The organism is Grimontia sp. THUN1695 (assembly GCF_059704325.2).
This window is the reverse complement of sequence record NZ_AP046577.1, coordinates 864,014-889,612: the sequence shown is the minus strand read 5'-3', so window position 1 is coordinate 889,612 and position 25,599 is coordinate 864,014. Positions and strand designations below refer to the sequence as shown.

21 protein-coding genes and 1 pseudogene are annotated in these 25,599 nt (G+C 47.9%); 12 read left to right on the top strand and 10 right to left on the bottom strand.

Annotation, left to right across the window (positions count from 1 at the left end; genetic code table 11):
* Window positions 1-196: 196 nt before the first annotated feature.
* Window positions 197-1,753 (top strand): SulP family inorganic anion transporter, encoded by a 1,557-nt coding sequence (locus AC6IB1_RS07660; RefSeq protein ID WP_497568499.1) that lies wholly within the window; start codon window positions 197-199, stop codon window positions 1,751-1,753.
* Between the two features lie 58 nt (window positions 1,754-1,811).
* Here AC6IB1_RS07660 and AC6IB1_RS07655 read toward each other — a convergent pair whose 3' ends face one another.
* The gene (locus tag AC6IB1_RS07655; RefSeq protein WP_497568498.1) at window positions 1,812-2,699 is read right to left on the bottom strand and encodes a LysR family transcriptional regulator; all 888 of its coding nucleotides are present in this window, start codon (window positions 2,697-2,699) and stop codon (window positions 1,812-1,814) included.
* Between the two features lie 122 nt (window positions 2,700-2,821).
* On the opposite strand from AC6IB1_RS07655, the gene AC6IB1_RS07650 reads away from it, so the two are divergent.
* From AC6IB1_RS07650 to AC6IB1_RS07640, 3 genes and pseudogenes are all read left to right on the top strand, one after another.
* A complete protein-coding gene (locus tag AC6IB1_RS07650; RefSeq protein WP_497568497.1) occupies window positions 2,822-3,367 on the top strand; it encodes a cytochrome b in 546 nt (181 codons plus the stop codon).
* A gap of 97 nt (window positions 3,368-3,464) precedes the next feature.
* Window positions 3,465-4,472: pseudogene (locus AC6IB1_RS07645) on the top strand (HlyD family secretion protein).
* Between the two features lie 37 nt (window positions 4,473-4,509).
* Entirely contained in the window at window positions 4,510-6,066 is a 1,557-nt protein-coding gene (locus AC6IB1_RS07640; RefSeq protein ID WP_497568496.1) for an MFS transporter, read from the top strand.
* 103 nt (window positions 6,067-6,169) lie between these two features.
* On the opposite strand, the gene AC6IB1_RS07635 is transcribed toward AC6IB1_RS07640, so the two are convergent.
* Window positions 6,170-6,550, bottom strand: coding sequence for a LysR substrate-binding domain-containing protein (locus AC6IB1_RS07635; protein WP_497568495.1), 381 nt, complete (start codon window positions 6,548-6,550; stop codon window positions 6,170-6,172).
* Window positions 6,551-6,784: 234 nt separating this feature from the next.
* Between AC6IB1_RS07635 and AC6IB1_RS07630 the strand changes: the two genes are divergently transcribed.
* Window positions 6,785-7,081 carry a hypothetical protein gene (locus tag AC6IB1_RS07630; protein ID WP_497568494.1) on the top strand — a complete coding sequence of 99 codons (297 nt, stop codon included), beginning with the start codon at window positions 6,785-6,787 and terminating at the stop codon, window positions 7,079-7,081.
* Entirely contained in the window at window positions 7,078-7,425 is a 348-nt protein-coding gene (locus AC6IB1_RS07625; protein ID WP_497568493.1) for a c-type cytochrome, read from the top strand. Before AC6IB1_RS07630 ends, AC6IB1_RS07625 begins: the two co-directional genes overlap by 4 nt.
* A gap of 57 nt (window positions 7,426-7,482) precedes the next feature.
* Here AC6IB1_RS07625 and AC6IB1_RS07620 read toward each other — a convergent pair whose 3' ends face one another.
* From AC6IB1_RS07620 to AC6IB1_RS07610, 3 genes are all read right to left on the bottom strand, one after another.
* On the bottom strand, window positions 7,483-7,998 hold the full coding sequence (locus tag AC6IB1_RS07620; protein WP_497568492.1) for a fasciclin domain-containing protein: 516 nt from the start codon (window positions 7,996-7,998) through the stop codon (window positions 7,483-7,485).
* A gap of 93 nt (window positions 7,999-8,091) precedes the next feature.
* Window positions 8,092-8,781: a helix-turn-helix transcriptional regulator gene (locus AC6IB1_RS07615; RefSeq protein WP_497568491.1), complete on the bottom strand. Its 690-nt coding sequence runs from the start codon at window positions 8,779-8,781 to the stop codon at window positions 8,092-8,094.
* A gap of 9 nt (window positions 8,782-8,790) precedes the next feature.
* Complete coding sequence (locus AC6IB1_RS07610; RefSeq protein ID WP_497568490.1) at window positions 8,791-9,111, bottom strand: hypothetical protein; 321 nt, start codon at window positions 9,109-9,111, stop codon at window positions 8,791-8,793.
* Window positions 9,112-9,247: 136 nt separating this feature from the next.
* Between AC6IB1_RS07610 and miaE the strand changes: the two genes are divergently transcribed.
* The 4 genes from miaE to AC6IB1_RS07590 all read left to right on the top strand — a co-directional run bounded on the left by miaE (window position 9,248) and on the right by AC6IB1_RS07590 (window position 14,731).
* Complete coding sequence (gene miaE / locus AC6IB1_RS07605) at window positions 9,248-10,027, top strand: tRNA isopentenyl-2-thiomethyl-A-37 hydroxylase MiaE (protein ID WP_497568489.1); 780 nt, start codon at window positions 9,248-9,250, stop codon at window positions 10,025-10,027.
* 104 nt (window positions 10,028-10,131) lie between these two features.
* Window positions 10,132-10,872: a sporulation protein gene (locus tag AC6IB1_RS07600; RefSeq protein ID WP_497568488.1), complete on the top strand. Its 741-nt coding sequence runs from the start codon at window positions 10,132-10,134 to the stop codon at window positions 10,870-10,872.
* A 172-nt stretch (window positions 10,873-11,044) separates the two neighbouring features.
* Window positions 11,045-12,079 (top strand): NADPH-dependent curcumin/dihydrocurcumin reductase, encoded by a 1,035-nt coding sequence (curA, locus tag AC6IB1_RS07595; RefSeq protein ID WP_497568487.1) that lies wholly within the window; start codon window positions 11,045-11,047, stop codon window positions 12,077-12,079.
* A gap of 549 nt (window positions 12,080-12,628) precedes the next feature.
* A complete protein-coding gene (locus AC6IB1_RS07590) occupies window positions 12,629-14,731 on the top strand; it encodes an Ig-like domain-containing protein (protein WP_497568486.1) in 2,103 nt (700 codons plus the stop codon).
* A 99-nt stretch (window positions 14,732-14,830) separates the two neighbouring features.
* Here AC6IB1_RS07590 and AC6IB1_RS07585 read toward each other — a convergent pair whose 3' ends face one another.
* On the bottom strand, window positions 14,831-15,397 hold the full coding sequence (locus tag AC6IB1_RS07585; RefSeq protein ID WP_497568485.1) for a DNA-3-methyladenine glycosylase I: 567 nt from the start codon (window positions 15,395-15,397) through the stop codon (window positions 14,831-14,833).
* A 157-nt stretch (window positions 15,398-15,554) separates the two neighbouring features.
* The gene (locus AC6IB1_RS07580; RefSeq protein WP_497568484.1) at window positions 15,555-17,699 is read right to left on the bottom strand and encodes a calcium-binding protein; all 2,145 of its coding nucleotides are present in this window, start codon (window positions 17,697-17,699) and stop codon (window positions 15,555-15,557) included.
* 736 nt (window positions 17,700-18,435) lie between these two features.
* On the opposite strand from AC6IB1_RS07580, the gene AC6IB1_RS07575 reads away from it, so the two are divergent.
* Window positions 18,436-20,391: a methyl-accepting chemotaxis protein gene (locus tag AC6IB1_RS07575; protein WP_497568483.1), complete on the top strand. Its 1,956-nt coding sequence runs from the start codon at window positions 18,436-18,438 to the stop codon at window positions 20,389-20,391.
* Between the two features lie 125 nt (window positions 20,392-20,516).
* Here AC6IB1_RS07575 and topA read toward each other — a convergent pair whose 3' ends face one another.
* Entirely contained in the window at window positions 20,517-23,138 is a 2,622-nt protein-coding gene (topA, locus tag AC6IB1_RS07570; RefSeq protein WP_497568482.1) for a type I DNA topoisomerase, read from the bottom strand.
* A 417-nt stretch (window positions 23,139-23,555) separates the two neighbouring features.
* Between topA and AC6IB1_RS07565 the strand changes: the two genes are divergently transcribed.
* Window positions 23,556-23,804, top strand: coding sequence for a DUF2498 family protein (locus AC6IB1_RS07565; protein WP_497568481.1), 249 nt, complete (start codon window positions 23,556-23,558; stop codon window positions 23,802-23,804).
* Window positions 23,805-23,855: 51 nt separating this feature from the next.
* Here AC6IB1_RS07565 and AC6IB1_RS07560 read toward each other — a convergent pair whose 3' ends face one another.
* Window positions 23,856-24,269: a DUF805 domain-containing protein gene (locus AC6IB1_RS07560; RefSeq protein ID WP_115659627.1), complete on the bottom strand. Its 414-nt coding sequence runs from the start codon at window positions 24,267-24,269 to the stop codon at window positions 23,856-23,858.
* Between the two features lie 8 nt (window positions 24,270-24,277).
* On the bottom strand, window positions 24,278-25,336 hold the full coding sequence (gene sohB, locus AC6IB1_RS07555; protein WP_497568480.1) for a protease SohB: 1,059 nt from the start codon (window positions 25,334-25,336) through the stop codon (window positions 24,278-24,280).
* Window positions 25,337-25,599 lie beyond the last annotated feature (263 nt).

The following is a 25,599-nucleotide window of genomic DNA, read 5'->3' as shown; positions in this document are numbered from 1 at the left end:
GGCCACGCACTGCGTGGCCTTTTTTATCTTAACGGTTGTCGACTGACAGGTATAACGCCTTGTTCAATAAGAAAAGCAACCGCACTCCTTTTTCACAAAAATGTTACCAACATTGAACAAAATCACACTTTTCGGTAGTATCCCAACCTTTGTCGAAAAGCCAAATACAATCACCTTGAAGAAGTACCTTTAAACAATGTTTGAATTCCCCAAATTTCCTCGTCATTCCGCAAAAAACGATATCCTCTCGGGGCTAACCGTTGCACTGGCTTTAGTACCTGAAGCTGTCGCATTCGCCTTTGTAGCAGGCGTTGACCCCATGGTCGGCCTGTATGCCGCGTTTATCATGGGTCTGCTCACATCAATACTGGGCGGTCGTCCTGGCATGATTTCCGGCGCAACCGGCGCCATGGCCGTCGTTATGGTCAGCCTGGTCGCAGAACACGGCATCCAATACCTGTTTGCAGCTGTAATGCTTGCGGGTGCACTGCAAATCCTTGCGGGTGCCTTTAAGCTGGGTAAGTTCATTCGCATGGTGCCACACCCGGTGATGATTGGTTTCGTCAATGGCTTGGCCATTGTCATCTTCCTTGCCCAGCTCGGTCAGTTCCAGGTGCCTGGCATGGACGGTCAGTTGGAATGGTTACAAGGCGAGCAGCTCTATCTCATGCTTGGGTTGGTCGCAATTACCATGGCTATCATTCACTTTCTGCCTAAAATCACGACCGCTGTTCCCTCTTCACTCGTTGCTATCGTCTCCGTAACGGCAACGGTAGTCTTGTTCGATTTGGACACGCGTACCGTCGTGGATTTCCTGCGCTCAATGAGTGGCGATGAAAACGCCACGCTGGCCGGGTCTTTACCGACATTTGCGATTCCAACGGTACCTTTTACTCTGGAAACCCTTTATATCATCCTACCGTATGCTTTGATTCTTGCTGCTGTTGGCTTGATTGAATCACTGCTGACGCTCACAGTGGTCGATGAAATGACCGGCACCCGTGGTCGTGGTAACCGTGAATGTGTTGGCCAGGGTGTGGCAAACGTTACGTGTTCCGTATTCGGCGCTATGGGTGGCTGTGCCATGATTGGTCAATCCATGATCAACGTGAATTCTGGTGGCCGTGGCCGCCTGTCAGGCATCGTTGCTGCGCTTGCACTGCTCTGCTTTATCTTGTTCACGTCTTCATTGATTGAAATGATCCCGCTTGCCGCGCTGGTCGGTGTGATGTTCATGGTAGTAATCGGCACGTTTGAATGGGCGACTTTCAAGTTGGCTCGACGTGTCCCTAAACGTGACTTTTTCGTCATCGTTCTGGTGACGGTTGTCACAGTGATGACTGACCTTGCTATTGCGGTTATTGTGGGCGTGATTGTGTCTGCCCTGATGTTTGCTTGGGAGCATGCAAAACACATTTATGCATCCAGCCATATCAATGAGCATGGTTCTAAAGTGTATGAAGTGAACGGCCCTTTGTTCTTTGGCTCAGTAGCCAACTTTCTCGAGTTGTTTGACGCACAGAACGACCCTGACGATGTCATCGTTGATTTTGGTAAATCACGCGTTGCAGACCATTCAGCCATTGAAGCGATCGAAACCCTGGCAGAACGTTACAACAAAGCAGGCAAAACGCTGCACCTTCGCCACCTGTCGCAGGATTGTTTGGCGCTGCTCACCAAAGCAGGCAGTCTGGTTGAAATCAACCATATTGAAGACCCAAGCTACAAAGTGGCAACAGACGTGCTGGCGTAAAGTCTCAATATTCAAAGAGCGAGCATAACTGCTCGCTCTTTGAATACTTCAACCTAGTTCACATCTCTTGTAGCTGTTCTGCCAAGTAGTCAATAAATACCCTCACCTTCTTCGAGACATTTTTACTGTAGGGGTACACCGCATACAACGCTGACTGCGATGGCATGAAATCTTCTAGCAAAGGGACCAATTTTCCCTGCTGGATCAATTTATCAACCATGAAGCTCGGTGCCAGAAAGATACCGCTATCTTGTGTCGCAAGCTGAATCAACAAGCTGCCACTCCCTGCAGTACAGTTACCAGTAACACGCACTTTGATTTGTTTTCCTTTTTCTTCAAACACCCAGTGCTCAGGAAACTGACCTTGCGAATATATCAGGCAGTTATGTCGACTCAGTTCGTTGGGATGGTGAGGGGTTCCCCATTTTTCAAGATAAGCTTCAGAAGCACAGACCCGAAAACCTGTGTTCATCAGTTTTCTTGCCATCAACGATGAATCATCAAGCGAGCCCATACGCAAAGCGACATCAATGCCCTCTGCCACAAGATCAATGAAACGGCCAGTAATGTGAATATCCAACTCGAGCTTTGGGTATCTTGCCTGAAACTCTGGTAAATGCTCCGCCAACAAAGACACAGCCAAGCTTTCAGGACACGATAGCTTAAGCCGCCCTTGCGGTGCTTTCTGCAGTTCTGCTACCGACGCTTCCGCTTCACGCACATCGACGAGGATCCGCCGCGCATAATCAGCATAGGTTTCACCTGCCTGAGTGAGGTGAATACGCCGAGTCGTACGCTGAAACAGTTGCACCCCAAGATGCGCTTCAAGCATGCTAATGTGCTTACTCACCACGGGCTTAGACATGCCTAGCGACTGCGCGGCTGCGGTGAAACTGCCGCTCTCCACCACTGCCATAAAGGTTTGCAAATAAAGTAGCGCCGTCATATTGGTTAATTTTTGAGAACAATAAGTTTCTTTTTGCCTTATTTATGCCACGAATGCAAACCTATAAACTGGCTAATATCAAAAGAGCAATGATCAGAGCGCTTATCAAAGAGGGCAATAGGATGATGAAAAATAATGAGCGGCAATATGGACTTGTCGCTAAAACACTACATTGGCTGTTATTTGTCCTGTTAACGATTACCGTCGTGATGGGTAACTTTATGGCGAGTCTGCCAAATGGCCCAGAGAAAATGGCCTCAGCGAACCTACACAAATCATTTGGTGTGGTGCTACTGACGCTGATTTTGATACGGCTGTTATGGCGTCTAATTAACGTACAACCTAAACTGCCCGCAGACACTACGCCCCTGCAGGCGACACTCGCCAAAGGCATGCACGTGCTGCTGTATGTGTTGATGTTGGCGCAACCACTTTCTGGCATCTTGATGACGCAGGCCGCTGGTTACCCAGTCAATGTTTTTGGGGCATTCCAACTCCCTGTGCTGGTGGAAAAAAGTCAGGCGCTCGCCGGAATAGCGAAGTTCCTCCACGGTGCTATCTGGATTGTGTTGGTCATTGCCGTTGTAGGGCATATTGCCGCCGCTTTGCATCACCACTTCGTGAAGCGCGATGATGTGTTGAAACAAATGACCCGTGGCATCAAGTAACCAAACGCTGACATTGTACTTCCTCTAACTATGAACACTTAGCAAACGGATGGCTGATAGGGTCATCCGTTCGTTTTTTCCCTTTGAGTCTGCCGATATGAAAAAGAAAATACTCGTTCTGTCTGTCATCTTATTTGCGGCTGCGGCCTTGGGCACCCAGTATGTTAGCCGCAATACCGTCGAAACTGACAACGCCTATGTGAAATCCGACATTACCGCAATCTCTGCAGAAGTGAGCGGAAAAATCGTCAAGGTATTTGCCGACGACAACCAATGGGTAAGCAAAGGCGACCCCCTGTTTGCGATCGATGCCGAAGATTATCAGGCCAATCTGCACATTGCGCAGGCTGCAGTCGATGTTGCAAAAGCGGCCATGACCAGCAACACGGCGCGATTAAGTGTTCAGTCGAGCAAAATCCAACAGGCAGAGCAAGCCATTGTCAGTGCTGAAGCCAATGCCTCTCACCAACATGCAGAGCTGGCTCGTATGAAAACCTTGTTGGCGCAGCAGTCTGTGAGTAAAACTCACTATGACCAGCAGAAAACCGCCACTATCAATGCCGATGCACAGTTAAAGCAAGCCAAGCTGATGTTGGACGCGGAGAAAAAGAACCATGATGCCTTGATTGCAGAAAGCCAGAAACTGGCCGCACAGGTTCGGTAAGCGCAGGCAAAACTCGTTCTGGCTGACATTGCGCTCAAAAGAACCACAGTGGTGGCACCGTTTGATGGCTATGTTGCCAACCGCAATGTTCAAGTCGGAAAACTGGTTCAGCCTGGTATGGGGCTGATGACCATGGTGCCTTCTGCGGTATGGGTCGAGGCTAACTTCAAAGAAACACAACTTGAAAACGTCACCCAAGGCCAGCGCGTTGATATTCGGTTAGATATGTTTCCAGACCACGTATTGACGGGCAAAGTCGCCTCAATTACCCATGCAACCGGTGCACAGTTCAGCTTGTTGCCAGCACAAAATGCCACAGGTAACTTTGTAAAAGTGGTGCAGCGTGTTCCTGTGCGCATTGAGCTGAACATTCCAGAAGCACTAAAAACACGCATTTACACCGGATTGTCTGCCGAAGTCGTCATTAACACCGATGCCTAAGTAAGTGGTCACCGCAACTATCGCGAGGGTATTTAAAGTGCGAAAACACCTTTTATTCATCATCATTGTGTTCACCAGTTTCGCGGCTTATGGCCTGCTGGGTGCTATGTTCGGTGAATTCAGCGCCCCGATGGCGGCAAGCTTCGGCTTGTCTCTAGATGAGATTGAGCGGGTAAAAGCGGCGTTTATGGCGGCACAGGTACTGGGCTTTTTGCTCACGCCACTATGGGTTCGCCGTTTTACGCTCGATCGCGTGCTGACCGCAGCGCTGTCCACCGCCATGTTGGTGTCTGCCAGCCAAACGTTGATTGCCTTGTCATGGTGGAGCCTGACGGCCAGTTGGGTCCTGTTAGGTATTGCCCTTAGTACTCTGCTTGTTGCGGTGAATCTGCTCATGCTAGACAAGGTAAAGGGAGCTAAACTGCCGCTACTTATCGGTGCCAGCCTACTTTTTACCACCCTGTTACCTATGGGGGCTTACCCTTGGCTTTTTGCGTGGGTCTATGAATGGGTGAGCTGGCATGCCATGCTGGCACTATCAGCCTGGCTACTGCTATGCGGATTAGTAGTGTTGTGTGCTTATCCGAGCACCATTCGCACCAACGTTAAGGCTTTCTACAACACAATGCCAAAATCCAGTGGAATGAGTTATGTGTTCTTGTGTTCCGCTCTGTTTGTCAGCGTGTATATCCTGCTTCGCGGCAGCTACTACAACTGGTTTGAGTCCAAGACTTTTACTCTGTGCGTCGCAGTTTCCTCAGTGCTTTGGTTGGCGGCTTTTGTCAGTTACCGCCATGACCAATCACAAGGCAAAACGGCATCCAGCACCTTACACAGTGCATTGAAAACCAATGTTTTTATGTACAACGGATTTTTGGCTGGCTTCGCGGTGATGGCCAGTAACGCCCTCATGGTGAACTTCATTGCCAAGATCATGAACTACAACACGCTCAATGCTGGTTGGGTGCAATTGCCTTCCCTTGCCACCATGCTGCTCGGCATGCTGGTAAGTGTGATGGTCTTTCTCAAAAAACGGCCGTTGAGTGACGCCTTTGTGCCGGTGGGCGTGCTGCTGATCCTGATCTCCGTTTACACCTTCAGCACATACCCAAGCAACGTTTCAGGGGCAGATCTGCGCTTCCCGTTATTGCTGAGGGGTTTTGGCATAGGTTTGTTGAATGTCTCTGTGATGCTAGCGGTGTGGCATTACTTTTCTGCCACACAAAGGTTGGAGGGGATCAGTAACTTCTTTCTGTTCCGAACTCTGGGGGGCGTGATAGGCAGTGCTGTGTTCTCCCGTATCATTCAGGTACAAACGGCGGTTGCGACATCCAGTGTAGGTATGGGCGTGAAAAGTGGCAGCGACGCACTGTCCCATTTCCAGCAAACGTTGGCGCAATCTCTACTGACACAAGGTCACCCGACCAGCACGGCGACGCTGGTAAAACAAACAGCCGCAGAAATAAGCCAGCAGTCACTCAGCATGGCGCTCAACAATGCGCATATCGCGTTCATTGTCGCTATCTTAGTGCTGACTCCGGTTTTGATCATCGGCAAGAAATTAGTCGCTAAACAGCATGCCCTGCGCGCTTAACCGTTGAAAAAATGGCTGCCTCTGAAGCAGCCATTTTTGTTATGTGCTCCTAAAAACGCGATGGTTCAAGACAATGAGACTTTGAGCACAAAGGCCTTAAACGTTACGGGTTCATAAACTCACGCAACGCTTCCATAAATACTTGATACCGGATCGAGACGTAATGCCGGGAACGGTAAACCGCATACATTTTTCCATGGTGAGCAAACTTACCGTCGAACAGCACAATCAGTTTTCCGCCATCAACGTATTCTCGTATCCGATTTTCGGGCAACATAGCAACACCAACGCCCTGCACGGCAAGGTTAATTGCCACATCAACAGAATCGGATGTCACTGCACCTCTTACGTCCACCAGACCCGTTTCGCCACTCTCTCCAGTCCAACTCCAATGTTCCTCTTGGCGCAGTGCATTGGTATTGGTGACGGTGCAGCAAAGATTGCCGAAAAAATGCTCCCTGAACTTTCCGCTAACAACACCCAAGGTTAATGCTGATGAAGACGTCTCTACGCATACTGGCAGGCGTGATGTTAATAGTAACAGTGCTATCAATAAGGGCTGGGGAGATGTGTGAAGCGCCTTCCCCGTTTAAACCTATTGGTGTCACGGAACAACTTAAATTGCCCGCTGAAAATCTCAGGCCAGTTGAGCACTTCGCGAGTTCGGTTTGTGAACGTGTGGGCAATATGGTGTCCACGTTGCCGTAAAGAGCTTCCGATGTTGGCTGAGCTGCAAGCGCAAGTAAAAGCTCTCCCGCAAGTCACGGTTCAAGCGGTGCATGTCGGCAACCAAATTGACAAAGTAAAAACAATGCTAACGAAACACAGCGCCAGCGGTTTAGGCCAAGCAGCGATTGATGACCTGTCGCTCTTACAACCACTCGGTGTCTTTGGTCTTCCAGCGACACTCGTAGAAATAAATGGCCAAATTCAATACGTCGCGCACGGTTACCTTGGCGAGGATGCTAAGCCACTGGCAAATTGGCTCACCTGTTTAAGAAAAGAATCACAATGAATAGCAAGCGCCTCTTCACCCTACTCGTCACACTTTCACTCGCACCCATTACGGTGTCGGCAACGCCTGATGCATTTTATGAGCAAGGCAAACAGCTTTATCAAAACCCCGTTCGCGGCGGCTGCATGCAATGCCACGGACAAAGTGGAAATGAACCCGTGATGCCGCTCTATCCAAAAATTGGTGGGCAGTCAGAACTGTACCTCTATAACCAGTTAATGGATTACAAGAATAAGAAGCGCCAAAACGGTCTTTATATTCCGATGGAAGTGGCAATGCAGCCTTTCTGCGCTGATGAAATAAAAGCCATGTCTTACTTCCTCGCCAAACAAACGGTTTTCTGACCGTATAAAAGCAAAGCCAGCGTTGCAAGCTGGCTTTCCTTTTGCTGTCTCAACGTATTACTGCGGCAAAATCACGCTATCAATCACGTGAATCACACCGTTTGACGCTTTGATATCAGTAGCGACGACATTGGCATTATCCACTTTCACACCATCGCTGCTGTCGATCATGATATTATTGCCCTGAACGGTGCCCGCTTCAGTCAGTCCCATCACATCGGCGGCCATCACTTTGCCGGGTACCACATGATAGGTGAGGATAGAGACTAGCTGATCTTTGTTCACAGGTTTCAATAGATTCTCGACAGTACCTGCGGGTAATTTGGCGAATGCTTCATTGGTTGGCGCAAATACGGTAAATGGCCCCTCTCCCTGGAGTGTCTCAACCAAACCCGCAGCCTTTACTGCAGCAACCAAGGTACTGAAATCTTCGTTGCCTGCGGCAACCGCCACAATGTCTTTCTTCATTCCATGATTGTGTGCCGCAGCATTAAAAGATGCGCCAATGAACAGAATGGCAAGACTCGCGAATATCATCGATTTGAAATTTGGCAAAACCTTTGCAGAAATCATTCGATCTCTCCCTATGTATGGATGTAGGTTACAGAGCTGGTTTTGCTGATCAGCCAGAATTATTACGGGCGTGATTTCCTGATGGTTTACTTTCTATACACTTTTACTTTCACAGAGCGACAAATAATGCTGAAACGACTTAACCTCGCTGGCTTCAAACTGTGCTTTGAGCACTTCTAAATGTTCAATACGATCAACACGAAAGCTCCGATAGCCGTCTCGCAATTCACACCAAGCCACCAAAGTCCAGACTTTGCCCCAAAATACCTGACCTAAAGGATGTACGGTACGTTCGGAATAAACCCCTTCACCGGTTTGGTACTTTATGCGAACTTTCTGCATTTCCGACGTAGCTTCACGTAAGCTTTCACGCCACGCGGTGCATTCCGATTCGATGTAAAAATCTGGCACCGCGAGCGGCAAAGACTCAATTTGTGTTTTGAGGTGTTCCGGCAATATGGATTGGATCTTTCTTGAAGCAGATTCAGAAGCGGCAGCCAGACGTTTGTCTGACCATGCGCGAACCATCTGCATGCCCAGTTCAATCGCGATGATTTCTTCCTCTGTGAACATGAGCGGCGGTAGGTGTGAACCCTTACCAAGCAGATAACCAATCCCTGCTTCGCCCTCTATGGGCACACCAGACATCTGCAGAGATTGGATATCACGGTAAATCGTGCGCTCGCTGACATTCAGATCTTCTGCCAGGGCATTAGCGGTCACCGCGTAACGTTTACTACGCAACAGCGTTAAAAGCTCAAACAAACGCTCCGATTTACTCATTGCTTACCCTTAAGCCGTTTTCGTCATGCAAGGGCTCATTTTGATCTGTTCATGGGACATAACAATCGAATTCTCCTCAATATGGGAAACCATCTGCTGCGCCGATTCATGTTTCATAAAATCATCGAACGCCGCTTTGGCATTGTCCATATTTTCCCAATAGGTAATGTCTGTCCATTCCTCAGTTTCCTCGTTCACACTGAGCGAACGGTATAGGAAGCCATCGCTCTTGGTGATAAATGCTAAAGTCGCTTCTGAATCTGCTAAAAAGCGTTGGACATCGGTATCGGCTTTCAATTTGAACTTGACTGTCTCAATCACGGTTTCCATGGTGTTCTCTCCTTTCGTGTGGGGTTAAAAGAAGATTACTGACACCTACTGACAGAATATGTCAGGAGTGTTTCTCTATGACGATGAGGTGGGTATACTTTGCAGCTTCAAAGCGCTAATTAGAATCAGAAAACCCATGTCGTTAAGCCCAGAATTAGAAAGTTTGCTCGATCCAGTGCGCGAATTTCTGCACTGCGAAACTCCACAAGCTTGGATTGATGAAGCCATTAAGCCAGAAAACGAAACCATCCTGCTGCGCGACCATGCCAACTGTGAACTGAAGGCCAGTCAAACTGCAATGTGGCTGATCCGAAAGTATGCGATTGATGCTGAAAGCAGTAAGTTGCTGTTGGAATGGGCTAAACCTTATGAGGATTTCGTTTATCGCGGCGTACGTGACGGCATTTTCCATGCAACCAAGAATGGCTTAAGCGCACCTTTGAAGCCCAAAGAGGGCTTTCAACACGGGCAAGACCTCATCGACAAAATGGTGCGTCTAATCAAAGAGGAATTTCACCACTTTGAGCAGGTAATCGAGATCATGGATGCGCGAGATATGCCATATCAACCGCTTAACGCCGGTCGCTATGCCAAAGGCCTGATGTCTATCGTTCGAACGCACGAACCGGCTACCTTGATCGACAAACTGATCATCGGAGCCTACATTGAAGCACGCTCTTGTGAGCGCTTTGCTAAAGTCGCTCCGTATTTGGATGAAGAGCTGCGCAAATTCTATATCTCGCTGCTGCGCTCTGAAGCGCGACATTATCAGGACTATTTGAAGCTGGCCGCGGCCATTGCCGGTGGTGATATCAGCGACCGAATTAAGGCTATTGGTGAGAAAGAAGCCGAGCTTATTCAAGCGCCTGACGACATGTTCCGTTTCCATAGCGGAACGCCTTCACTGGCAGCGTAAAGAACACAACCGAGACGCGCTGTCTCGGTTTTCTTTTCCACTTCTCTTGCACGTCACTGTGTGATTGTGTAAACAGTAAGCGATGGAACTTACAGGGAAATATCATGCTAAAAAAGTTGAAAGCGTCACTAGGCATCGGCGCAGCTACTGTCGACACCATTCTGACCAATGACTCTGTGTACCAAGGCGAAACGCTAAAGGGCACCGTACACATTAAGGGTGGCGACGTTGAGCAGCAAATTGACGCCATTACGTTAAAGCTCTGTACCGAAGTGAAAGTTGAATCTGACTCGGGTGTCAGCTATCAATCGTTCGTCCTTGGCTCTATTCAGGCTAATAAGCCAATGACCATTCAGCCGAATGAAACCAAAGAAGTGCCGTTCGAGCTGAAGTTGCACGACGAAACGCCGATCACCGCACTCAATACCCGCAATAACCAATGTCACGTTTGGGTCGAGACATCGCTCGACATCGACTTTGCTATCGATCCAAAAGATCGCGATTACCTTGAAGTACGCCCATTACCGGCTGTTCAGCGGGTACTGTCTGCGCTGGAGCGCGAAGGCTTCACCATGGTGAAAGCCGATGTTGAAAAAGGCCAACTGCGTGGCAACGGCTTTGTGTCGAAGTCTGGCTGCTATCAGGAACTGGAGTTCAAAAACAGCAGCATGTTCAACAAGAAAGAAATCGAACTTTCTTTCATTCTCGATGGCCCTGTCATCCACTGTCTGGCAGAGATTGACCGCGCATTTGGCCGTGGTGATACCTACCGCTCTTTCACCCTGTCCCGCGATGCATCAGAAGGTGAGGTGGCACAGGCTTTAGGGCCCATTTTCAGGGTGTAGTGCGCCTGTCTTACCCGCACAAGAGCCGGCAACCACCGGCTTTTTTCACATATACACATTTTTATTCAATAAGTTATCAATAAAGCATCCGAAAAACACATTCTCAAAACCTAAGCCGTTTTTATCATTTTCACCATTAACTAGACGACTGGTCTAGTTGAGGGAAATCATTATGTCAGCTTCACTGGAAAATAATCGAATTGTTCTTGCATCCCGCCCTGTTGGGGCGCCTGTTACCAATAACTTCCGCTTAGAAGTTCAACCCGTTCAAGATCTGAAAAATGGTGAAGTACTGCTCCGCACGATTTATCTTTCACTGGACCCTTACATGCGCGGCCGTATGAGCGATGCCAAATACTATGCCGATCCTGTAGACGTTAACGATATCATGGTCGGCAGCACCGTCTGCCAGGTAGAAGCCTCCACCCACCCTGACTTTGAAAAAGGTGAATGGGTTCTCGCCTACACAGGCTGGCAATCTTACGCCGTGTCCAACGGTGAAGGTTTATTGAAACTCGGTAAAAATCCGAAGAATCCTTCCTATGCGTTGGGTGTATTGGGTATGCCAGGTTTCACTGCATACATGGGACTTCTCGATATCGGCCAGCCAAAAGAAGGAGAAACGCTGGTTGTTGCCGCTGCAACCGGCCCTGTGGGTGCAATAGTCGGTCAGATTGGCAAACTGAAAGGGTGTAAAGTGGTGGGTATTGCCGGTGGTGAAGAAAAGTGCCGTCACGCAGTAGAAACCCTGGGATTTGATATCTGCATCGACCACAAGGCGGACGACTTTGCTGAGCAACTCGCCGCTGCTTGTGACAAAGGCATAGATGTGTACTACGAAAATGTCGGAGGCAAGGTATTTGACGCAGTACTCCCCCTGCTCAACACCAGCGCACGCATTCCAGTCTGCGGATTGATCTCCCAGTACAATGCGACTGAACTGCCGGCAGGCCCCGATCGCATGCCATTGCTGATGGGCACACTGCTGACTAAACGCATCCGAATGCAAGGTTTCATCATTTTTGATGACTACAGCCACCGCTACGATGAGTTTGCGGCAGATATGTCCCAATGGATTTCTGAAGGCAAAATCCAGTATAAAGAGCAGATCGTTGACGGTCTGGAAAATGCACCGGAAGCTTTTATCGGACTACTGGAGGGGAAAAACTTCGGTAAGCTCGTTATCAAAGTGGCGGACGCTATCTAATTTTCCTCTCTCTCATGGCCTTTAATGAAGTCCGTCAGGTATTTCCTGGGGGACTTTTTATTACCGCTACGGTGCAAACCAAAAAGATGAGTTTTGTCGATAACCTCCGTTAGTCTTTATAGCGACCGTATTTCTCTCCAAAAATTAACCAATTACAACATCATTTTATAACAAAAATTTCCACAATTGAATGTGAAAAAATATTCACTTGACCTTCTTATTTTTTCCGGTATAAAGCGTCCCGAAATAATGAGATTCAGATCTCACTTTCTCTGTCACCCTACATCGTTAGTGGGTGACAGAGAAAGTCATAAAATTCGACTTACTTGTTCATTGCGCACTGAATATGGCAAACATCACTGTATAGAGTGTGAAGAGACTAAGGCGTTAACTTATATGAAGCGCTTCAATGACAGTAAGTATCTACAACGGGCACTATCTGCGCCCACATTGTCAAATGGATTTGCTCTTAAAAATTGAATGAACCCCTCAACAGCATGAAATTCATGGCTGTTGGGATTTCTTTTCTTTTAAACAGAGTTGATGACTATGACAAATAAAACAGCAATGAGCTGCTTATTATTGGCAATTGCATTGGGATCGCTATCTGGCTGTGGAGGAGGTGACAGCAGCAACAATAGCAACCTTGGCGGCAACGTGACTATTCCTGAAACCCCTGTTGCTCCAGAATCACCGGTAGAAAATATTACCTTAAAGGCAATTGAGGTAACTGCAGATACTTTTACCCCTAAGGCAGCAAAAGGTGAAACCATTAAGCTGTTTGCTACAGCGATCTATAGTGATGGTTCACATAAAACCGTTACTGATGAAGTCGAGTGGATCGAAGAAACACCTGACATTATCTCTGTTTCCGAAAAAGGGGAAGTATCAACACTTGAAGTTGGAACTGGTGCTGTTATTGCTCGTCTTAATGACATGGACAGTGAGCCATTCAAGGTTGAAGTTACTCAACCTGAATTGACAGGTATAGCAATAGATCCAAGAACCAAAAGCGTGGCTGCGGGTTTTGACATCCAGCTATCGGCATGGGGATTGTATACAGATAAAAAACCGCGAGATATCACAAGCTTTGTAAACTGGCATTCTTCTGACGATCAAACATTGACGTTTAGTGAGAATGGTCTGGCAAAAGGGTTGAAAACGGGCACAACCAATATTCAAGCTTCGTTTGGTGGCTTTGATAGCCCGCAGCTCCCAGTAGAAGTGACTGAAGCTAAACTCCAAAGCATCAGCATCACACCGAACACATTTTCTTTGCCTTTGGGTACCGAGAAGAAGCTGGTTGTAACCGGACATTTCAGTGATGGCAGTGTGGCAGATATCACCCAAGATATCACATGGGAGCACGGTGAACGCTCAAATGTACGCATTCAAAATGGTGTGTTTTTCGCGACAGAATTAGGCGAAGTTTCCCTTACTGCAAAATATGAAAACAACCAGAGCGCCAGTGCAACCATCACGGTGACTGACGCCGTAGTAACTGAAATTACAGTGTCACCTTCAAGTGCATCGATAGCGAAAGGTACCACACAAGAGTTTACTGCAACAGCGCTCTACACTGATGGTGAGACAAAGAATGTTACTAATGAAGTAACATGGGAAAGTAGCGATTATCGCGTACTGACAATAAACACAAACAAGGCGTCAGGAAAAGAAATCGGCCAAGCTTCTGTCACAGCCATATTTAACGGCGAGAAAAGTACTCCTGTTCCGGTTTCTGTGACAGCAGTAAAATTAACGAAAATCACTATTTCGCCATCTGAAATCACGCTTGCTAAGAACAATGTTAAACGTTTCCATGCAGTAGGCCACTACAGTGACGGTACCAGCAGAGATATCAGTGAAGTTGTTTACTGGGACAGCAAAGATGAAAAAACCATTGCACTGATGGAAGACGGAATAACCAACAGCATAGACGTTGGTCATACAACAATCACAGCAACAAAAGACGGTGTAAAGGCCTCAGCATCAATCGAGGTTGTTGCAACAAGTGATGCTGCTACAACGATCAAAATGTGCGGAACAGGCGTTGATGACAAAGACAGAACTAACGCAACTGGTGACTGTTTGAAAGTGGCGAGTGGCGACAATGGCTTTTGGTACACGTCACCACCAAGCATCAACCTCATGAACAGCTTGGGCTACAGATGGGTACACGCATTATCACCAGAGGCGCAAATGCCTAAGACCTATAACTATGTCCGTGTGGAAACTGGGGCTTATGGTCCGGCGGGTGAATTTGCGATGTTCAACAACTACGGTTTAGAACGTCAGGGCAACACTGGACAGTGGGGATATTGGTGTAATGAGCTGAACGAGAAGAACTTCGCCAACCGCACCAATTGGCGCCGTGCCACAATGAGTGAGATGTTCGCTTTGTACCGAAAAGTCGGAGGGAGCCTGTGGAATGGTGAAAACAGAGGTACGATCACCGGAGAAGGGTTAGGCTGGCCGACATCGTTCGATTATTGGACCATGACCAGTGGTCACCAAGACTATGTTCCTTATGAAGGCTATTACAACCTGATAAACATGAAAAACGCGACAACTTGGATAGTCGGCCACCTTACCGATGTGGCATATGCATCATGTGTATCTGAGCCTGAAACAACAACTGAAACTGAAAAATAACGTTTTAACCTAACTCAAAGCGTCCTCTAATGCCCGACGGCTCGCCTTTCAAGGCGTATTGTCGGGCTCTTTTTTCCTCATCATTGTACTGATTTAGAATTATTCACCCACATCCACACCATAGCGAAAACAGCTTGTCAGGTGATCGTTAACCATACCGGTCGCCTGCATATACGCGTAGCAGATCGTGGAACCCACAAACTTAAAGCCTTTCTTTTTCAGCGCCTTGCTCATAGCATCTGACTCAGGGGTTGATGCTGGCACATCTGCCATTGTTTCCCAGTGACTGATGCGGGGTTTTCCACCGACAAACTGCCAGATATATTCATTGAAACTGCCATATTCTTTCTGAATTTCCAGCACCAGATTGGCGTTGATCACTGTGCCATTCACCTTGAGTTTATTGCGGACAATGGCAGGGTTTGCCAAAAGCGCTGCAATTTTGTTTTCATCATAGGCCGCAACAGTTTCGATGTGGAAATGGTCAAACGCCTCACGGTAACCTTCACGTTTTTTGAGAATAGTAGCCCAACTTAACCCTGCCTGAGCACCTTCCAGAATCAACATCTCAAACAACCGTTGGTCATCATGCACTGGCACGCCCCACTCTTCATCGTGGTATGCCTGATCCCGTTCACTCACATTGGCCCAGCTACAACGTTCCATGTTTGACCTCGATATTTATTGAAAGCACTGTTTATTTACACATACCTATTTACCACAAAACAAAGAAGGGGCAATCGTGAGGCAGCCCCGCCTTTATCCAGAATAACCGCTATTTCTCAGCGGAAAGCCAGACACTTGGTCAGTCTGATCCACCTGGTTAAACCAAGCTGATGCCATCCTGATAGACATGTTCTGCGTCTGTCCAAATGGTGATGGTATCGTAAACGGCGTGCTCGAACACATAGGCCTGCAACTCGTCCACTTGACTGCCACTCAACCCTAAAAACACAATCATATCTGCAGACAATTCTGCCGAGGGTGCCGCACCAGCATTGTGGCTCCAGCCTCCGGCGTCCAGATTGAAGGTGTCATCCCCTTCCCCAAGGTATGCCACAAAGCCATCCCAGTCCCCCGGATCGGTCAGAGAAGCTGACTGATAAGGATCTGATTGCGCACGGATGGCAAACGCATTTGCAGTGACTGTTTGGTCTCCTTCATCACCGATCACCGCTTCCACTTGTGCGATAGGCTTTGGTCCAGATGTGACACCATATGATTTACCGGTCAAGTCAACATTCGCATCACCGTTAACAATCAATTGGTCAAAGCCACGGTCTCCCAAATAAATATTGCCATTTTCCTTCAGGAAATTGACGTCAGAGAAATCTTCCTGATCAAAAAACAGGCTATCGTTCCCTTCACTGCCGCGATAAAGATCTAGGCCAGAGCCACCATCCAGAATGAAGTCATCATCGTAACCGGCTTGCAGATAATCATTACCCGCACCGCCATACAGCGCATCACTCCCGCTACCACCGCACAGGATGTCATCGCCATCACCACCATAAAGAATGTCATCACCTTCATTGCCCAGCAGTACATCGTTGCCTGCACCGCCATAAATCGTGTCATTGCCGGCACCACCACGCAGGGTATCATCCCCTTCATTGCCTTCAATGTAATCGTCACCCTGCTCACCGTAGATGGCGTCATCACCATAACCGCCATAGAGGGTGTCATTATCATCTTCTGCGATCACTTTCTGTTTCAATGACACGTTATCGATCAGCGCGCCATAGCTGTCGGAGCGCCCTTCCGCTTCAAACCGGACAGTGATGAAATCCACACCTTGTGGCAACACAATATCCGCCGAAAACGACTCGTAATGGTCATTCGCTTGTGTGTTCGCAAAATACTTGGAATACAGTACATTACCCTGAGTATCCAAGACGTTCACTTCGAACTGACTGGTTGACGTATCCCAGCCACGGTAACGGTTTGCGTAATCAAAAGAGAGAGCAAGCACAACATCACCGTCAGCAGCAAGCCCTTCGACATTAACATCCTGTTGAACCCAGGTGTTTCGGTGGCTATCGAGTTCCAGAACCGTATTGGTGACATCATTTTGCGGTGTACCGCCGAAAGTGCCCTGCTGCAATTCAATTTTACTGGTATTCGGCGTGTACCAGCCAGTGACCTGATGGTCACTGAATAGCCCCCATTGATTGGATGTGTTGTTTCCGTAGGTCAGTTCAAAGTCACCATTGACCATGAGTTCACGCGCGCCAGCGCCTGTACCTTTGTTACCGTAAATCGTGTCGTTGCCTTCCCCTCCTTTGATGATATCGTTACCTTCACCGCCCAAGAGGATATCGTTCCCCTGCCCCCCATCGATGTTATCTTCGCCTTCAAAGCCATTGATAGTGTCATCGAGACTGCCTGCTTTCGCATTAGTCAGTGAAACATTGTCGATCAGTGCTCCGTAACCGTCAGAAGCCCCTTTCCCTTCAAAGCGCAGGGTAAGACCGGAAGTGCCCTCAGGAACGGAAAAATTCACCTCAAAGCTTTGGTAGCTTTCGTTGGATTGAGTGTTTGCAAAGTACTTCGAATAGAGAACATTGCCGTCGTCATCCATCACCTTAACCTGGAACTGACTGGTAGCATGGTTGGCGCCTTTGTAGCGGTTGGCATAGTCAAAAGAAAGGAAAAGGGACGCATCACTCGATGTGGTCAGGCTACTGATATCAACATCCTGTTGAACCCAGGTATTTCCGGTAGAATCCAGCTCTAATACAGTGTTTGAAGAGGCATTGCTTGGTGTGCCACCGAAATCCCCCTGCTGAAGTTCAATTCTCATATTGCCTGGTGTATACCAGCCAGCAACCTGGTGATCATGAAACAAGCCCCACTGATCAGAAGCATCATTACCCCAAGCATCGAAATCACCGTTCATCAGCAAGTTTGAGTGATCTTTATCTCCATACAAAAAGTTCGCATTGCCTGTTCCCTTGATATCTGCCATGTCCTTATCCCATCAATTGTTGTTATTCACTGTGCTGATGGTGTGGCGAGGACGGCTACTCATCCCAGCGATGGGTGATCGCACGTATCGTTATGCACTCAACACGTTAAGATCACGTCATACATTCAGCACTAAGATGTGACAAGAGTTTTATTGACAAGACAATCAAGAGCAACAGTTTTGGAGAAAGATCACGCAATTATCATGGTACAGGTTTAATTCTCTAGGTGAGAATAACGACAAAAGTGGCATTAAAAATAACTAATAAAGTATGAGATGTAATAAATTAGGACATTCGATAACCATCAAAGAGACATGCCCGATCACCTTAGCTGCAAACTAATAACAGCATGGCCACCTAGACGAGCATAAAAGCCTAATATATCACGCACACCAAAAAATAAACTATAACGTGATGTAATTAAAAACAATTTTAGAGATCTCAGTATCCAAACCAAGCAAGCGTATTAAAACGATGCGCTTATCCTTGCTGCAGTCCTGATGACGAGACACTATTTCCAAAATAATCTGGTGGGCAATTCATTTATGAACTATCTGTTAAATAACTGACGACAAGCTCACTAAATGTTTTTAAGGAGAATGAGCAAATTTATCAGTGTGTGTATTCAGGGAGTGGAGGGATATACCAATGCGCTTACGCGCAATGTGGAACAACACACAAAAGCACACGTCGACGTCGGCGGTCTGTTTAAATGCCATTTAGCGGGAGGCTAAGATGTTAGGCAAACTTAAGCTTGCGCAACAACTTACATTATCTTTTTCAGCAGTACTGGTGCTACTGCTCGTTGTTTCAACAATGGCCTATCGTGGCCTGTCTGAAGGGTTTACTAATTTCACCGATTACCGCGGCCTTGCCCGTAGCTCAAACCAAGCCAGTGAAGCTCAAAAGCTGTTACTCAGTGCAAGACTTTCAGCCCTGAAATACCTGAAAACACAGGATCCAGATCAAATCGACACAGTCGAGAAAGACATCGCTGACGTTGAAAAGGTCATTGAATCCATTCTTGAAACCGAGACTAATCCCAACCGAATCAGTAATCTAAATGAAGCAAGACAGCTAATTAATCGATATGGCGAGACGTTCAAACTAGTAGTAAACGATTTCGATGACAGGAACGCCGTCGTCGACAAAGAGCTTCACCCTAACGGCCTCAAGATGCGTCAGACAATGACAAAAATCATTGAGGATTCATCAGCAGACGGAGAAGTGGATTCTCTCTTTCATGCCTCGATCGCACAGGAACACTTACTGTTGGGCAGATTATATGCTGCCCAGTATTTAATCAGTAACGACGATACCGACCTACAACGCGCCTTCGAAGAGCTTAATAAAGTCGTCCAACCCTTGGATAACTTGAAACGTCTTCTCATTTCTCCGTCAGAAAAGACGATGGTTGATGCGTTTTCTGATTCTCATCTTGCATACATTTCTGCTTTACAACGCACAGCGGAGATCATCAAAGGCCGAAACGAGAGAATTTCAGGTACATTAGATGTTATCGGACCGCGAGTTACCGACAGCCTCACCGATTTTAGAGCATCCATTCGAGCATCTCAGGATACCTTGGGCCCAGAAGCTCAATCCGACAGCGAAACCGCTGTACAAACGGTGATCACCGTATCAGCTGTCGCGATTCTTATTGGTATGTTGCTCAGTGTTCTCGTCACCCGGGCTATCCGCAAACCTATTGGCGGAGAACCCGTCCAAATTGCCGATATAGCTCGAAAAATCGCTAAAGGCGATCTTACCCAGTCCTTCGACAGTAAAGGAGCAAAAACCGGTATCTTTGCTGCGATGGGTGAGATGAACGGTAATCTCAGGGAAATCGTTGTCCAGCTCTCTGATTCGGTCAAAACACTGACCAGTGCTTCCGGGACGTTGGTTAATGTGACACAAGAGACGGCACGAAACTCTGAAGATCAAGCCGATCAGCTAGGTCAAACTGCCACGGCGATGCATGAGCTTTCTGCGACTGTCGATGATATCGCCAAAAACGCTCAACAAGCGTCAGACGTTGCCAACGAAGCAGACAGGCACTCTCAGGAAGGTCAGACGGTATTGGAAGATACTCGCATGAGCATCCAGAATCTGGTGAACAATATCGGCGATGTCAGCCAAATCATCAGTAATCTGGAAAATGAAACCAAAAACGTCGGCAGCATTCTTGATACGATTCGTGACATTGCTGAACAGACCAATTTACTTGCACTAAATGCCGCCATCGAAGCAGCACGAGCCGGTGAACAAGGCCGTGGGTTTGCCGTCGTTGCCGATGAAGTACGCAGTCTCGCCAGCCGCACACAACAAAGCACAGAGGAAATCCAAACCCTTATCACCCGGTTGCAAAGTGAATCCAAACGTTCTGTTGAGTCCATGCAGAGAAGTGCTGTTGAAGCGGAAGAGACCGCAGAAAAAGCCAACAAGACCAGCGATGCTCTCAACGCGATCACAGAATCCGTCGCTACGATTCGCGATATGAACCATCAGATCGCGGTCGCTGCTGAAGAGCAGAATACTGTGGTATCCGGTATCAGTGAATCTGTTGAACACCTGAATGAGTTGGGTAAAGGCACGGCTTCCGGCGCTGAGAAGCTCTCCAAAGAGGCCTACGACCTAACAAAAATCACGCAAGGCGTTAACGAGATTGTGGGTAAGTTTTCCATCGGTTAACCCTGAGGAAACCAGAAGAAAAACGCGCCGCTGTCCATGGCGCGTTTTTTATGCCTGCTTGTTAGGGTCACGCTGGTTCCTGAAAAAAAGCAGCTTTCGCTGCTTTTTAAATAGGTAGGAAGTATTTACTTCTTCTTGCGTTTATCCGTAATTTCCCACTGGCCGTTAACAAATAACCCCGTCCAACCGGTTGGTTTACCGTCATCTTCGGTACGCACATAATTCTCTTTGCTCTTGCGGCTAAAACGAACTACAGCTTTACGACCATCGGGATCTACGGTCGGCGCATCTGCCAAATACTGGAGTTTCTCAGGCAGGCGATCTTTAAAACGGGCCAGCTCTTCCACCAAAGGCGCACGGGTCTCGCGCGATTTCGGGAAGTTACTCGCAGCCAGAAACAGGCCTGATGCACCGTCACGAAGCACAAAGTATGCGTCTGAGTTTTCACAAGGCAGTTCAGGGAAGTGAATTGGATCTTCTTTTGGTGGTGCAACTTCGCCGTTCTTCAGGATCTTGCGGGTGTTTTTACAGGTTTCGCTGGTGCAATCCATGTACTTACCGAAACGGCCATTTTTCAGCACCATATCAGAACCACACTTATCACACTCCACTACCGGACCATCATATCCTTTGAGCTTGAACTCGCCTTTCTCAACCACGTAGCCGTCACAGCTTGGGTTGTTACCACAAACATGCAGTTTACGCTCCTGATCAATCAGATAGGCGTCCATCGCGGTTTCACATTTCGGGCAACGTTTCTTCGCGCGCAAGGCTTCGGTTTCAACGTCTTCTTCCAACACATTGACGATGCCTTCTTCATCCATCAGGTTGATGGTGGTCTTGCAGCGCTCTTTCGGCGGCAGCGCATACCCTGAACACCCCAGGAATACACCGGTCGATGCCGTACGGATCCCCATTTTACGGCCACAGGTTGGGCAGTCGATGTCAGTCAGCACAATACTGTTTGGTTTCATGCCGCCTTCGCCTTCATCCAGCTCCGCCCTTTCAAGGTCGCCGGTGAAGTCTTTAAAGAAGTTGTTCAGCACCGCTTTCCAGTCTTCAGAGCCCATCGCAATCTGGTCGAGCTGCTCTTCCATACGTGCCGTGAAGTCGTAGTCCATCAGATCAGCAAAGCTTGCATCCAGACGGTCAGTAACAATCTCCCCCATCTTCTCAGCGTAGAAACGTCGCTGTTCAACGCGCACATAACCACGATCCTGAATGGTTGAGATAATGGATGCGTACGTCGACGGGCGGCCAATACCACGCTTCTCAAGCTCTTTAACCAGCGCTGCTTCGGTATAACGGGCTGGCGGCTTGGTGAAGTGTTGTTTCGGGTCGACCTTATCCAACGTCAGCACCTCGCCCACATCTACATGCGGCAGCGTGGTGTCTTCGTTTTTACCCATTGGGCGTTGAACGCGTGTCCAGCCATCAAAGCGCAAAGTGCGGCCTTTGGCTTTCAGGGTAAACTCGCCCGCTTCCACGGTAATAGTACTGGAATCGTATTTCGCCGGTGTCATCTGACACGCAACAAACTGGCGCCAAATTAGGTCATACAGACGATGCGCATCTGGATCCATGCCTTGCAGGTCATCCGCTTTCACATCCACACTCGAAGGACGGATCGCCTCGTGCGCTTCCTGTGCATTGCTTTTTGAACCGTATACATTGGCAGATGATGGCAGGTATTTCTCGCCGTATTCACTGCTGATAAAACCGCGTGCCGCTTCCACTGCCTCTTTACTTAGGTTGGTGGAGTCGGTACGCATATAGGTGATGTAACCCGCTTCATAGAGGCGCTGTGCCAGCATCATGGTTTTCTTAACGCCAAAGCCCATACGGGTGCTCGCCGCCTGTTGCAGCGTCGAGGTAATAAAGGGGGCAGATGGCTTGCTGCTGGTTGGGCGATCCTCACGATCAACCACTTTATACGTTGCCTTTTCCAGCGCATCCGTTGCCGCCATCGCCTGTGCTTCATTGAGCGGCTTGAAGGCTTCACGGTTTTGCTGAGCCACAACCAGACGCAATACATTTTGGCTGGCAGTGGTCGTATCGGTATGGATATCCCAATACTCCTGCGGAACAAACGCTTTGATTTCATGCTCACGTTCCACCAGCAGTTTAACCGCTACCGACTGAACACGGCCTGCAGACAAACCACGCGCCACTTTTTTCCAAAGTAGCGGCGAAACCATAAAGCCGACAACGCGGTCAAGGAAGCGACGCGCCTGTTGGGCATTGACACCCGACATATTCAGCTCACCCGGAGCTTCAAAAGCTTGCTGGATGGCGTTCTTGGTAATTTCGTTAAAGACAACACGCTTAAAACGGCTTTCGTCGCCACCAATGATTTCCCGCAAGTGCCAGGCAATCGCCTCCCCCTCGCGGTCCAAATCCGTTGCGAGATAAACGTAATCCGCTTTCTCTGCCAGCGCTTTCAGTTCCTGTACGACTTTTTCTTTGCCTGGAAGGATTTGATAGTTCGCTTTCCAGTCACGGTAGGGGTCGACACCCATTTTATTGATTAGCGCGTTTTTCTCTTTTTCTTTTTTGATGCGTTCTTTTTCTTCCGCACTCAACCCTTTCGTTGAAACAGGCGCTGCTTTCTTGCCGCCTTGTGCGGCACCGGTAGGCAGATCGCGGACATGACCAACGCTCGATTTCACGATGAAGTCTTTGCCCAGATATTTATTGATCGTTTTTGCCTTTGCCGGGGACTCCACGATAACGAGAGATTTACCCATAGTGACCTAATACGCCCTCGCGTTTCTCATTCATTAAAATTACTCAAATCGTATGTATGCAATGAGTGCTTTTCACCCGGAGCGCATACTGACGCTTTTTTTAATATTGGGCGACTCGATCCGAATATCAACCAGTTTCTGTCTAAATGGCCCCGATTGGTTGCTGCTTCCGCACTTGTTTCCCAATTGTTAACATCAAGTTCTAGCCACCGACGGTGATTTGCCATCTCTACATTATAAGCGGGCTAATCATTACCATTGACCGGCGCCTCTTTGCCATCCCATATCGAATTTTTCTGGCTTAGCTCACAATAAGGGCCACAAGGCGCTAATTCTTTACGCAGTTTCAAACCTGCTGTTTTTTGGTTTTCCAGCGCTATAATGTCGCCTGATTTTATGACTCGAACCGAAAAGAAAATGGCTGAAAAAACATCTATCTGCGCTGAAGACTTGCTTAAAATCGCTAACCAAATGATCCGTGAGCACGACGCTTACATTGATGGCATGCACGCTGACTCTGTGGAAGAAAAAGCCGGCGTCATGGTGTTTAAAGGGGAGTATTTCTTAGATGGCAACGGATTACCTACCCCAAAAACCACGGCAGTGTTTAATATGTTTAAGTACCTGGCACACCACTTATCAAAGCAATATACACTTAAAAAATGATGCGTGATCAGTAAAACAATGCCACCGTTTCGGGTGGCATTTGCGTCTTTTTTAACCTTCAAACACAGCGGTGTCTTTATTTTCGTCTTTATGAACATCACCACCACCTGATCCCGGCTTCTGCCCACGCCCTTTGGGGTCCGGACCATATTGGTTTGGCCCTGGTGTTCCATCCAGAATGCCCAGTTCCACCAGTGCAAAAATTGGCCCTACCAAAGGCAGAAAAGTGACAACAATCCACCAAGGACTTTTATTCCGGTCTTTAAGGCGTTTGATATTCAATGCAATCGAAGCATATATGGCAAAGAGTGAAATCGCCAATGCCAATGCATCTAACACCACATTACCGCCTTGATAAAAGAAAGTTGGCAACACCATGATTAACACAGGAATACTGTAAAGCCAGTAATCACGGCGTCTCATTCGGCCTTCAAAAGAAAGCAGCGCCCACTTTTGGTTGTTCATCTCTACTCCTAAACGATTGGTCGCTGACCGCGGCTGATCCACTTCAACAGTACCCGATCAAGTACATCTGCTGATGCGCCTGCCAACTTTTCAGCCAGCTTCTTACGTTGAACATATTTTACGCCCAGAACATCTTTTTCTTTCACTGCTGACACCAGGTAATCATCACTGGTTCCAATGCTGTCAATCAATCCCAGCGGCAGTGCCTGATTGCCAAACCAGTGTTCACCGGTCGCCACTTTTTCCAGATCCAGTGAAGGACGGTGATCAGCAATAAACTGTTTGAACAGGGCATGGGTTTCTTCAAGTTCAGTGAGAAACTTTTCACGCGCTTTGTCCGTGTTTTCACCAAACATGGTCAGTGTCCGTTTAAACTCACCGGCAGTCAGTTGTTCAAATTCAATATCATGTTTTTTCAAAAGCTTATTGAAGTTTGGCAGTTGGGCAATCACCCCGATAGACCCGACTACAGCGAACGGTGCAGCAACGATCTTATCCGCCACACATGCCATCATGTATCCCCCGCTTGCGGCCACTTTATCAACGGCGACAGTCAGGGGAATACCCGCCTGTTTAATGCGATCAAGCTGGGAAGAGGCAAGGCCATAGGCGTGAACCATGCCACCACCGCTTTCCAAACGGACAAGCACTTCATCGCCTGCTTTGGCAACGGCCAGAATTGCCGTCACTTCTTCGCGCAACGAGGCCACTTCACGGGCATCAATACTGCCTTTAAAGTCCACCACAAACACATGCGGTTTACGGCTTTGCTCCAAGGAGGCCTTGTCAGTCATTTTCTTCGCTTCAGCTTTGGCTGCTTTCACCTTGGCTTTTTCGGCCTTTTTATCCGCCTTGTCACGTGCTTTCAATACTGCTTCATCATAAAGATGGGATTCCATTGAATGGATAAGATCTTTATGTTTTTCAGTCAGATTAGTAATTTCCAACTCACCTTTTGGGCCGTGTTTTCCACCGGCACTTTTCACTATCAGCAGCACCACAATCACGGCAACTGCAAAGGTCAGCACTTTCGCCAGGAAAAGGCCGTAATCAAGCAAGAATTCCAAACTTTATCCTCGTTTATTGTTATTTCTGCATGGGGTTTAATAATACGCAGAATGTTAGATATCGCGCCATTCTACTAGACATTGAGCCCCAAACAACCTGAAGTTTCAGTAGCCAAAATCAGATTCATGATTGAGGCATCCCATGCAGTTCTAACAACCCATATCGCTTTCTCTTCATTGCACTGTTGTTTCTTATTCCAAAGCCACTTTACAATGCGACATACCCAACGTGCTTCTGGCTCGCAGCTTGCGGGCGACAAATT

What these genes read in the sequence shown, in the direction of transcription:
- AC6IB1_RS07660 (WP_497568499.1), top strand. Translation starts at nt 197, where the DNA reads ATGTTTGAATTCCCCAAATTTCCTCGTCATTCCGCAAAAAACGATATC.
- AC6IB1_RS07655 (WP_497568498.1), bottom strand. Translation starts at nt 2,699, where the DNA reads ATGACGGCGCTACTTTATTTGCAAACCTTTATGGCAGTGGTGGAGAGC.
- AC6IB1_RS07650 (WP_497568497.1), top strand. Translation starts at nt 2,822, where the DNA reads ATGATGAAAAATAATGAGCGGCAATATGGACTTGTCGCTAAAACACTA.
- AC6IB1_RS07630 (WP_497568494.1), top strand. Translation starts at nt 6,785, where the DNA reads ATGTTGGCTGAGCTGCAAGCGCAAGTAAAAGCTCTCCCGCAAGTCACG.
- AC6IB1_RS07625 (WP_497568493.1), top strand. Translation starts at nt 7,078, where the DNA reads ATGAATAGCAAGCGCCTCTTCACCCTACTCGTCACACTTTCACTCGCA.
- AC6IB1_RS07620 (WP_497568492.1), bottom strand. Translation starts at nt 7,998, where the DNA reads ATGATTTCTGCAAAGGTTTTGCCAAATTTCAAATCGATGATATTCGCG.
- AC6IB1_RS07615 (WP_497568491.1), bottom strand. Translation starts at nt 8,781, where the DNA reads ATGAGTAAATCGGAGCGTTTGTTTGAGCTTTTAACGCTGTTGCGTAGT.
- AC6IB1_RS07610 (WP_497568490.1), bottom strand. Translation starts at nt 9,111, where the DNA reads ATGGAAACCGTGATTGAGACAGTCAAGTTCAAATTGAAAGCCGATACC.
- miaE (WP_497568489.1), top strand. Translation starts at nt 9,248, where the DNA reads ATGTCGTTAAGCCCAGAATTAGAAAGTTTGCTCGATCCAGTGCGCGAA.
- AC6IB1_RS07600 (WP_497568488.1), top strand. Translation starts at nt 10,132, where the DNA reads ATGCTAAAAAAGTTGAAAGCGTCACTAGGCATCGGCGCAGCTACTGTC.
- curA (WP_497568487.1), top strand. Translation starts at nt 11,045, where the DNA reads ATGTCAGCTTCACTGGAAAATAATCGAATTGTTCTTGCATCCCGCCCT.
- AC6IB1_RS07590 (WP_497568486.1), top strand. Translation starts at nt 12,629, where the DNA reads ATGACAAATAAAACAGCAATGAGCTGCTTATTATTGGCAATTGCATTG.
- AC6IB1_RS07585 (WP_497568485.1), bottom strand. Translation starts at nt 15,397, where the DNA reads ATGGAACGTTGTAGCTGGGCCAATGTGAGTGAACGGGATCAGGCATAC.
- AC6IB1_RS07580 (WP_497568484.1), bottom strand. Translation starts at nt 17,699, where the DNA reads ATGGCAGATATCAAGGGAACAGGCAATGCGAACTTTTTGTATGGAGAT.
- AC6IB1_RS07575 (WP_497568483.1), top strand. Translation starts at nt 18,436, where the DNA reads ATGTTAGGCAAACTTAAGCTTGCGCAACAACTTACATTATCTTTTTCA.
- topA (WP_497568482.1), bottom strand. Translation starts at nt 23,138, where the DNA reads ATGGGTAAATCTCTCGTTATCGTGGAGTCCCCGGCAAAGGCAAAAACG.
- AC6IB1_RS07565 (WP_497568481.1), top strand. Translation starts at nt 23,556, where the DNA reads ATGGCTGAAAAAACATCTATCTGCGCTGAAGACTTGCTTAAAATCGCT.
- AC6IB1_RS07560 (WP_115659627.1), bottom strand. Translation starts at nt 24,269, where the DNA reads ATGAACAACCAAAAGTGGGCGCTGCTTTCTTTTGAAGGCCGAATGAGA.